This window comes from Sphaerospermopsis kisseleviana CS-549 (assembly GCF_028329225.1).
GTDB lineage: Bacteria > Cyanobacteriota > Cyanobacteriia > Cyanobacteriales > Nostocaceae > Sphaerospermopsis > Sphaerospermopsis kisseleviana.
Genome location: NZ_JAQMTI010000122.1, coordinates 1 through 8,955, shown reverse-complemented (window position 1 = coordinate 8,955; position 8,955 = coordinate 1). Strand labels below are relative to the sequence as shown.

The window sequence follows — 8,955 nt, the reverse complement described above, 5'->3', positions numbered from 1 at the left end:
GTCTTTAAAAATTAATCCTGATGATATAATAGCATTAACTAGCTATGGTAAAGCCTTAGCTGAGTCGGGAAATTATGAAAAAGCTTGTGATATTTTTGAGAGGTCTTTAAAAATTAATCCTGATGATATAATAGCATTAAATAGCTATGGTAAAGCCTTAGCTGAGTCGGGAAATTATGAAAAAGCTTGTGATATTTTTGAGAGATTTTTACAAATAAAATCTAATAATTACATATCTTTTATATACGCTAGATGTCTAGAACATTTGGGTAAATACACAGATGCCATATCTCAACTGCAAGCGATAGATTTTGATAGTCTCCCCCAATATCATATAAATGTTATTCATATTACTTTAGGAAGACTTTATTATTGTCTTCAATCTTACGAACAAGGAAATAAGTATTTTAACTTAGCACTTGCTAACTCAGATGATAAAGAGAAGTCAATACTATCCAGTGCTAGAAGTATTCTCGCTCATAATCCTTATAATGAAACTGCTATGAAGATGTTACAACAAATTGCTGAGGAATCACCACGCTATTCTCAAGCAATGGAAATGTTGACACTAAATTTAAGTGAAGAAGAATATTTTAAAATGGTCAAATCTGATTATCAAAGTGGTGTGAATGACACCGAAATACTAAATCGAGCAATTTATCATAAAATTGCTAATGAAATCAGTATTCTCAAAGGCATTGCTTACCGGATTTTGCGTTTTTCTCAAACAGAAGATCCCTTACTTACAGGTATTATTAATGATATTGAGGATGTATTTGAAGAAGTTAACCGTCGTCGAGCATTAGAAAAATCCCAAATTTCCACTATTGCTAATGATGAATACGAGCAAATTATAGCAATTATTTCCAAAACTGCTCACGATATTTCTGATTTTGTTAATAATCAGTTAGCAATTATTGAGTCTAAAACTAGACGTGCAATGAGAAAACTTGCTGTTGATGACCCTCACTATAAGCAATTTGAGAAACTATTAACACAACTAGAATTTACTCAAATTGCTCTTAATGATCTCAAAGCCATTAATGAAGGGATTAAAATTAAAAATCATCATTTTAAAATCAAAAAACTATTTGAAAAATGGGAAGCTAACCCTCATATTGATAATGCTTCTATTACTCTGGATATTAAAAATGGTGATTCAGAGTTTAATGGTGATGAAGAAAAGATCAAAAGTATTTTAAATGAATTAGTAGAAAATTCCCTCAAACACAATGCTAAAAAACTAGATTTAAACATCTCTATATCTACAGAGGATATTATCAATCCTCCGGGAATCCGTGGTGCTAATATTCCTGGTGAGCAAAAATATCTATTAATTGAGTTTAATGATAATGGTCAAGGAGTTCCCCCAGATAAAAAAGATTGGATATTTCAACCTTTAAAAACTACCGCTAGTGAAGGTCATGGTAGTGGTTTAGGATTATTCATTATCCGCAAAACATTAACACAGATGAACGGACACATCCAAGAAACTGGATGGAAAGGAGCTAGATTTAAAATCTATATTCCTTATACAAAAACCGAAAATACTTAATTGTGTTAAATTTGATATAAGTCACACTATCAGGTTATACTAGGAATATGGTATAATTTGCTTTGTGTCATTTTTAAATCTCTGAAAATTATAGAATTATGCAGACTAAAAATATTCATTTGCTATTGGTGGAAGATAATTCTGGCTACCTCACTCAACTTATAGAGTGGTTAAATGATTATGGTTATCGTCAGATTCAGACTGCTTCTAGTGTAGTTGAAGCAACAGAAAAGTTATGTGATCCTTTTGATGTCATAATTGCTGATATGCGAATGGAGCAAGATAACAGTGGATTTGTGATTTTAGAAGAAGTAAAAGCACGTAATCTTTCATCAGTGGTGATTATCCTCACTGCTAATGATAATGTGATAGATTGTCGAAATGCTTTTAAATTGCAAGCATGGGACTATATTTCTAAAACCATGCGGGGTAATGTTTTTGATGCTCTCCACGATTCTATCCAAGAAGCTATTACATATTTTAATCGGTGGGGTAATGTTCACAATGAACAATGGATAACTGAAAATCTGGAACTTTTAGAAAAAGACTATTGGGGTAAATATATTGCAGTCATTAATAAAACTGTGATTGAAACAGCAGATAATGAAGATACCCTCAACAAATTACTTGAGGAACGAAAATTAAGACGGTTTTTAACTACTATTAGAAAAATAGGTGATTTACAACCAATTTCTCAACTGATAAAATTACCAGAAAGTCCAAAATTAGAATATAAAAGCACTTTGCAATGGGATGTTAGACAAAATCGTAAAAATGAGGATTTAAAATTTAGTGTCCTTAAAACTATTGCTGCTTTTCTCAATTCTGAAGGTGGAACGCTAATTATTGGAGTTGAAGATGATGGTAATATTTTTGGATTAGAGCAAGATTTGGCTACACTTTCCAAAGGTTCTCTAGATCAATTTGAACAAACAATTGTAAATCTGATTTGCGATCGCATTGGTCCTGGCTTTATGTCATTAGTTACAGTTAGATTTGAGACAATACAAAGTAAAACAGTATGTGCAATTGATGTCAGAAAATCAGATATAATAGCTGTGATGCAAGGTAAAGATAAAAAATCAGAACTCTATATTCGTGCGGGTAATACCTCAAAGTCTCTTGATATTTCAGAAACAGTAGAATTTTGTTTAAATCAGAACAAAAACAATATCAAGAGTTGATATAATATAAGAGAAAATTATGATTTTTCTCAATCTATTAAAAATCCCTATTCTAAACAGTTGAAAAAACAGGTCACAATTGATTTAGAACAGGATGTAATTGAATACTTTGAAGAAATAGCTCAAGAAACTGGCATTTCTTATGTAAAATTAATTCATCTTTATCTGCGTGAACGTATGGAAAATAAACGCCAATTATCAATAATCAAACAAATAACTTAGACGGAACATGAAAATATTTACCTAAAACTTCAGCTTGTTCTGCATTGATATTACAATCACCTCTAAGGATAGCATTGACTTCCTGATCACCTTCTTTAAGACCTAAAATATTTAATAAATCTGCTTCATTCATTCCCCTTTCTTCCATCAAATATTGTAAAAATTGTAGAGGTTTTGCAGGTTCTAAAGGATGATTTTCAGTTTCATATTTCTCTACCAACATTACTAATAAATCATATAAAGCATCTTCTTCTGTGGTTCTATTTTTATTAAATAAAAGCCGTTCAACTTCTTGTAATGCTGATTGCTATTCATTACGATCAATAGCATAATTTATATCCTTTCCCATCCTGTAAATCCTTAAATCCTGTACTTCGACTTACTTCGACTGCGCCCTTCGACATCGCTCAGGACAGGCTCAGTACAAGTCGCTCAGTAACCAGACATCCTGATTCAGACAAAAAAATCACTACAATCAATAATATAATTTATATCTTTGATCATCCTGAAAATCCTGAAATCCTGTACTTCGACTTACTTCGACATCGCCCTTCGACACCGCCCTTCGACACCGCCCTTCGACACCGCCCTTCGACATCGCCCTTCGACACCGCTCAGGACAGGCTCAGTACAAGTCGCTCAGTAACCAGACATCCTGATTCAGACAAAAAAACCGACAACCCAACGAACTAATAACACAAAAAAAAATCAACAGTAGGGACAATTCATAAATTATCCCTACCGGAAATTAGAGTAGGGTATTAACCACGGAAGAAGGTGCTACCCCATTTTGGGAATCATTAATCGTAGTATTTGCGCTTTGTGGCTGAATTTCTTCCTGTACACCCCGCACCTTAATCAACCGAATAGCACGACTCACACTTTCCGGTAAAATCACCACCAGACTACCATCAGGAGCCATATCCAAACCTTTATTAATGGCTTGGGTTTCATCCAGAATTGATTCATAACGGCAATTAGGTTTAGCCTGATTAATGCCTTGAATAATCAAATCTGCGGCTGATCCCCGTGGTCTACCTCTAGTGTCATCATCTTCTTTAACAATGATGTAGTCAAAAATATCAGCTGCTAATTTACCCAGAATGACAAAATCTTCATCCCGGCGATCGCCCGGTCCCCCGACTATACCTATGCGCTGTCCACTTGTCCAGTTACGAACAAAAGATCCCACAGCTTCATAACTAGCAGGGTTATGGGCATAATCTACCAAAGCATGGTATTTACCCAAATTAAACAAATTCATCCGTCCTGGTGTTTGACTCACTGAAGCGCGGAAAGTCCTCAAACCAGAACGAATTTGTTCAATACTCACATTCTGTACAAAAGCTGCCAAACTTGCTGCTAAAGCATTGGCAATCATAAACGGCGCTTTTCCGCCCATTGTTAAGGGTATATTTTCTGCTCTTTCTATCCGATGTGTCCAATCGCCTTTAACAATTGACAGATAACCATTTTCATATACTGCCGCTACTCCTCCCTTCTGGATGTGCTTTCGCACCAGTTCCGAGTCAGGATTCATGGTGAAGTAAGCAATATTGGCTTTTGTTTTTTCTGCCATCGCTGCTACACGATGATCATCAGCATTGAGAACTGCATAACCATCAGGAAACACCGCTTCAGCAACTACACTTTTCAGGTTTGCTAACTGTTCAATGGTATCAATATCACCGATACCTAAATGGTCAGCAGCCACATTTAACACCACACCCACATTAGCCGCATCAAAACCTAACCCAGAACGGAGAATACCGCCCCGTGCCGATTCTAATACAGCCACCTCCACAGTTGGATCTTGCAGGATCACATGGGCGCTTTGAGGACCAGTGTTATCTCCAGCTTCCACCAAGAAATCACCGATATAAGTACCATCTGTTGTGGTATAACCGACAACTTTACCTGTTTGCTTATAAATGTGTGCTAACAGACGAGTTGTAGTAGTTTTACCATTAGTACCAGTGACACTGAGGATAGGAAGACGGCTCGGTTTTTCGTTGGGGAACAGCATATCCATGACTGCGCCGGCAACATTGCGGGGAGTACCCACACTGGGAGCAACGTGCATCCGAAAACCAGGGGCGGCGTTAACTTCCACGATCACACCATCCATCTCTCTCAGCGGACGGCTAATATCCGTGGTGACGACATCCAAACCTGCAATATCCAAACCGATAATTTTCACTACCCGTTGTGCTAACCAGACATTTTCCGGGTGAATTTCGTCGGTACGGTCTACAGCAATACCACCTGTACTCAGGTTAGCCGTTGCCCGCAGATAACAAATTTGCCCCTTGGGAGGCACACTATTAACGGTGTAACCTTGTCTTTCTAATAGCTGGTAGCTGGTACGATCTAACTCAATTTTAGTCAGGACATTATCATGACCTTCACCGCGATTCGGGTCTTTGTTGGTTTCATCAACCAATTCAGCAATAGTGGATTTACCATCACCAACTACATGGGCGGGAACTCGTTCCGCTACAGCTACAACTTTACCATCTACCACTAACACCCGATGGTCACGCCCAACATAATACCGTTCCACAATAATAGAACGGGAAACCTGTCTAGCCGCGTCATAGCCTGCTTCAGCTTCATCCCAATTTCTGATATCAATGGTGATACCACGTCCATGATTGCCATCTAGAGGTTTGATGACTATAGGATAACCGCCAACATATTCAATGGCTTCTTCCAAATCATCCAAGAAGTTAATCACCGTACCTCTGGGTACTGGTACACCATTGGTAGCGAGGATGCGTTTGGTGGCTTCTTTATCACAAGCTAATTCTACACCGAGAATGCCTGTTTTATCGGTCATTGTGGCCTGCATCCGTTTTTGATTCACACCATAGCCGAGTTGAATCAGAAACCTGGCGGCTAGAGGCATCCAAGGAATACCTCTTTTTTCTGCTTCTTTGACTATTGCTTCTGTAGAAGGACCAAGGGAAGCATCACGCCAAAAGTCTTTAAGGTCTTGAATATCCTGCTCTAACTCGGCTTTAGGATAACGACCCCGATCAACAATGCTTTGACAAAGCCGCACTGCTGCACGTCCCGCATAACGTCCCGCTTCTTCATTTAGGTACTCAATCACTACCTGGTAAACTCCAGGAGTGGCAGTCTCACGGGTACGGCCGAAACCTACGTGCATTCCAGCTAGTTCCTGGAGTTCTAAAGCTACGTGTTCTACGATATGACCCATCATGGTGCCTTCTCGTACACGCATCAGAAAACCACCACGACAGCCCGGTGAACAATAGTGACCCTCCAGACTTGGTAGGGCTTCAACTAATCCTTCATAAAAGCCTGGGATTTGATTTGAGGGTGTTTCGGCAAGGTTTTCCAAATCAAGGCGCATGACGATTAGTTTATGGCGTCGAATGCTCCAATAGTTTGGGCCGCGTAAGGTCTGGATCTTGAGGATTCTCATGGGAATAGGTAGATGGAGATTCGGAACCAAAATTCTAGTTTCTTACTGAAATTGACCGCTAAACTGTTCACTATAAACAGTTTTTTCTTTTTAGATAGTATTTGTCTATTTTTTTGGCAACAACAAATAAATGCGCGGTCAACCAGTGTAACCTCAGATACTCTATCCCGTCAGCTGGAGATCCGATGCACAGCGGGTAAAACAGTACGTTGGTAAAGATGAAAGCGATCTCCGTAACTGAGGATATGTAGACGTAAATTATGTACAGTCAATGGTTCGTTGGCACTGACATGGTGTTCGTTAGTATGGGTAAGTTCTGTAGGGTCAACAATTGTGACGCTACCTTTACCTAATACTTGCAACCAACCATCACGTTCAAACACAGCACAAGTATCTTCATCAATGCCAATACCAAGACGATCTGGATGGGCTGCGATCGCACTAATCAATCTTCCCATCCGATTGCGGTTGTGAAAGTGTTGATCGACGATAACTTCAGGAATAAATCCTAAACCTGTGGCCATATCAACCAGGGAACGATTGGGCGTTTCCCCACTACCTCCACCTGCAATCATGTGATGTCCCATGACTGCTGCCCCCGCACTCGTTCCTGCTAAAGTCAGTTGTCCTGCTCGCACCCGCTGGCGGATAATATCCATTGCCGGTGTATCTGACAGAACTCCACAGAGGCGCAATTGATCTCCCCCTGTTAAAAAGACCCCAGTACAGGCTTCTAAGGATGCCTGAATTTGAGAGTTGTCGCATTGTTCGCGTTCACGAATGTCTAAAATCTCAACCTTTTCCGCACCCATTTCTTCAAAAATGCGAATATACCGACCACCAATGATGGCTGGTTCGCGGGAGGCAGATGGAACAATTGTAATATATGCCTTACTAGCACCAGCACGAGCAACAAAAGTCCGCAAGATTTCGCGTCCGTGAACTTTGTCTTCTGCGCCTCCGATAACTAGAACGGCGGTTTTAGTTGCTTGGGGTGTCCTCATTTCCAGCGATTTAGCTTTTAATTGCTGCATTGTGTTTCTGTGGTCAACAACTTCAGGAACCATCGCCTTTAAAGGTTTCCCAGGCTTGTGGCGAATGGCTTGTGAATTTAATCAGGTTTAGTCGCCTGTTTCTTTTCGCCCTTTGCTTTTTTAAGAGGACACTTGTGATCAGTTTCAGAGTTGCTAAATTTGACTCTCCAACTTTTCCTTAAACGCAGATGAAGTTTAAGTTCTGTCATGTCCGTTACTGTTCCTCATCACCAGCGCCTTGTTTTTCACCTTTCTGCTGATTCCAGAGTGGTAGAATAAATAGTGCTTTCAGGCTGGGTTTACCCTTTAGTTTTGGGGGCGAAAGCAGGTCTTGACACTCTTTTTTCTGAAGCTGGCTCGATACATCCTGGAAGTTGTTAACTTTGGTGGGATTATTAATTTAAATTTAGTTGTGACAATATTTAAACATAAATTAAGTAATTAGAAAAACTTTTGCTCCCACCAAAAAGATAAGAATTCTGGTATTTTTAGATACTATAGCTACGGTTTATCTCTAGTATTACCTCCTCCTGACTTCACAGGAACTCTTAATGGGATAAAGAGGGGAAGATAGAAAGATGGGAATATGGGGAGAAATATTTACGTTCTGCCTTGTGCCTTGTGCCTTGTGCCTTCTGTCTTGTGCCTTCTGTCTTGTGCCTTGTGCCTCATTGGTAATTTACGTTAAATGTCCCAATCTCATCTTAGTGTCATTAAATACGAATTATTGTGCGTTTTGATATAGTTACACTTTTTCCTGATAGTTTTAGTTCAGTTCTGGGATCTGGTCTTTTGGGCAAAGCCCTAGCCAAGCAGATTGCTGAAGTACATCTGGTTAATCCCAGGGATTTTACCACAGATAAACATCGTAAGGTAGATGATGAACCCTACGGCGGTGGTGTGGGGATGCTGATGAAGCCTGAACCGATTTTTGCATCTGTGGAATCTTTGCCGATTTTACCGCGTCGAGAAGTAATTTTGATGAGTCCCCAAGGTGAAACAATAAATCAGCCCCTGCTGCGAGAATTAGCAACAAATTATGACCAATTGGTGGTGATTTGTGGACATTATGAAGGGGTAGATGAAAGAGTGCTAAATTTAGTCACTCGTGAAGTGTCTTTGGGTGATTTTATCCTCACCGGTGGCGAAATTCCGGCGATGGCGTTATTAAATGGCGTTGTACGCTTACTACCGGGAACTGTAGGTAAGGTAGAATCTCTCAAGGCTGAAAGTTTTGAGGAAGGTTTATTAGATTTTCCCCAGTATACCCGTCCTGCCAATTTTCGCGGTTGGAAAGTCCCAAATGTGCTACTCAGTGGTAATCATGCGGAAATTGCCAAATGGCGTTTTCAACAACAAATTCAACGCACCGCTTCCCGTCGTCCCGATTTGCTGCAAAAATGGCAACAAGAGAGGGAACAGGGGACTGGTGATTGGTGACTGGTGACTGGGGACTGGGGACTGGGGACTGGGGACTGGTGACTGGTGACTGGTGACTGGGGACTGGGG

General features: G+C 39.8%; 7 protein-coding genes. 4 read left to right on the top strand and 3 right to left on the bottom strand.

Features of this window, described 5'->3' with window-relative positions:
• From PN497_RS10630 to PN497_RS10620, 3 genes are all read left to right on the top strand, one after another.
• Positions 1-1,555, top strand: a 1,555-nt coding sequence (locus tag PN497_RS10630) for an ATP-binding protein (protein ID WP_272110088.1), incomplete at its 5' end; no start/stop codon positions are given.
• A gap of 98 nt (positions 1,556-1,653) precedes the next feature.
• Positions 1,654-2,739, top strand: a complete 1,086-nt coding sequence (locus PN497_RS10625) for an RNA-binding domain-containing protein (protein WP_096566838.1) — start codon at positions 1,654-1,656, stop codon at positions 2,737-2,739.
• Positions 2,740-2,799: 60 nt separating this feature from the next.
• Positions 2,800-2,961, top strand: a complete 162-nt coding sequence (locus PN497_RS10620; RefSeq protein WP_199291052.1) for a DUF6364 family protein — start codon at positions 2,800-2,802, stop codon at positions 2,959-2,961.
• Here the strand turns inward: PN497_RS10620 and PN497_RS10615 are convergent.
• From PN497_RS10615 to PN497_RS10605, 3 genes are all read right to left on the bottom strand, one after another.
• Entirely contained in the window at positions 2,945-3,184 is a 240-nt protein-coding gene (locus PN497_RS10615; RefSeq protein WP_096566842.1) for a hypothetical protein, read from the bottom strand. The two genes, PN497_RS10620 and PN497_RS10615, sit on opposite strands and share 17 nt — an antisense overlap.
• A gap of 525 nt (positions 3,185-3,709) precedes the next feature.
• The gene (cphA, locus tag PN497_RS10610; protein WP_096566844.1) at positions 3,710-6,412 is read right to left on the bottom strand and encodes a cyanophycin synthetase; all 2,703 of its coding nucleotides are present in this window, start codon (positions 6,410-6,412) and stop codon (positions 3,710-3,712) included.
• A 170-nt stretch (positions 6,413-6,582) separates the two neighbouring features.
• Complete coding sequence (locus tag PN497_RS10605) at positions 6,583-7,446, bottom strand: cyanophycinase (RefSeq protein ID WP_096572617.1); 864 nt, start codon at positions 7,444-7,446, stop codon at positions 6,583-6,585.
• A 729-nt stretch (positions 7,447-8,175) separates the two neighbouring features.
• Between PN497_RS10605 and trmD the strand changes: the two genes are divergently transcribed.
• Positions 8,176-8,886, top strand: coding sequence for a tRNA (guanosine(37)-N1)-methyltransferase TrmD (trmD, locus tag PN497_RS10600; protein ID WP_096566846.1), 711 nt, complete (start codon positions 8,176-8,178; stop codon positions 8,884-8,886).
• Positions 8,887-8,955: the final 69 nt, after the last annotated feature.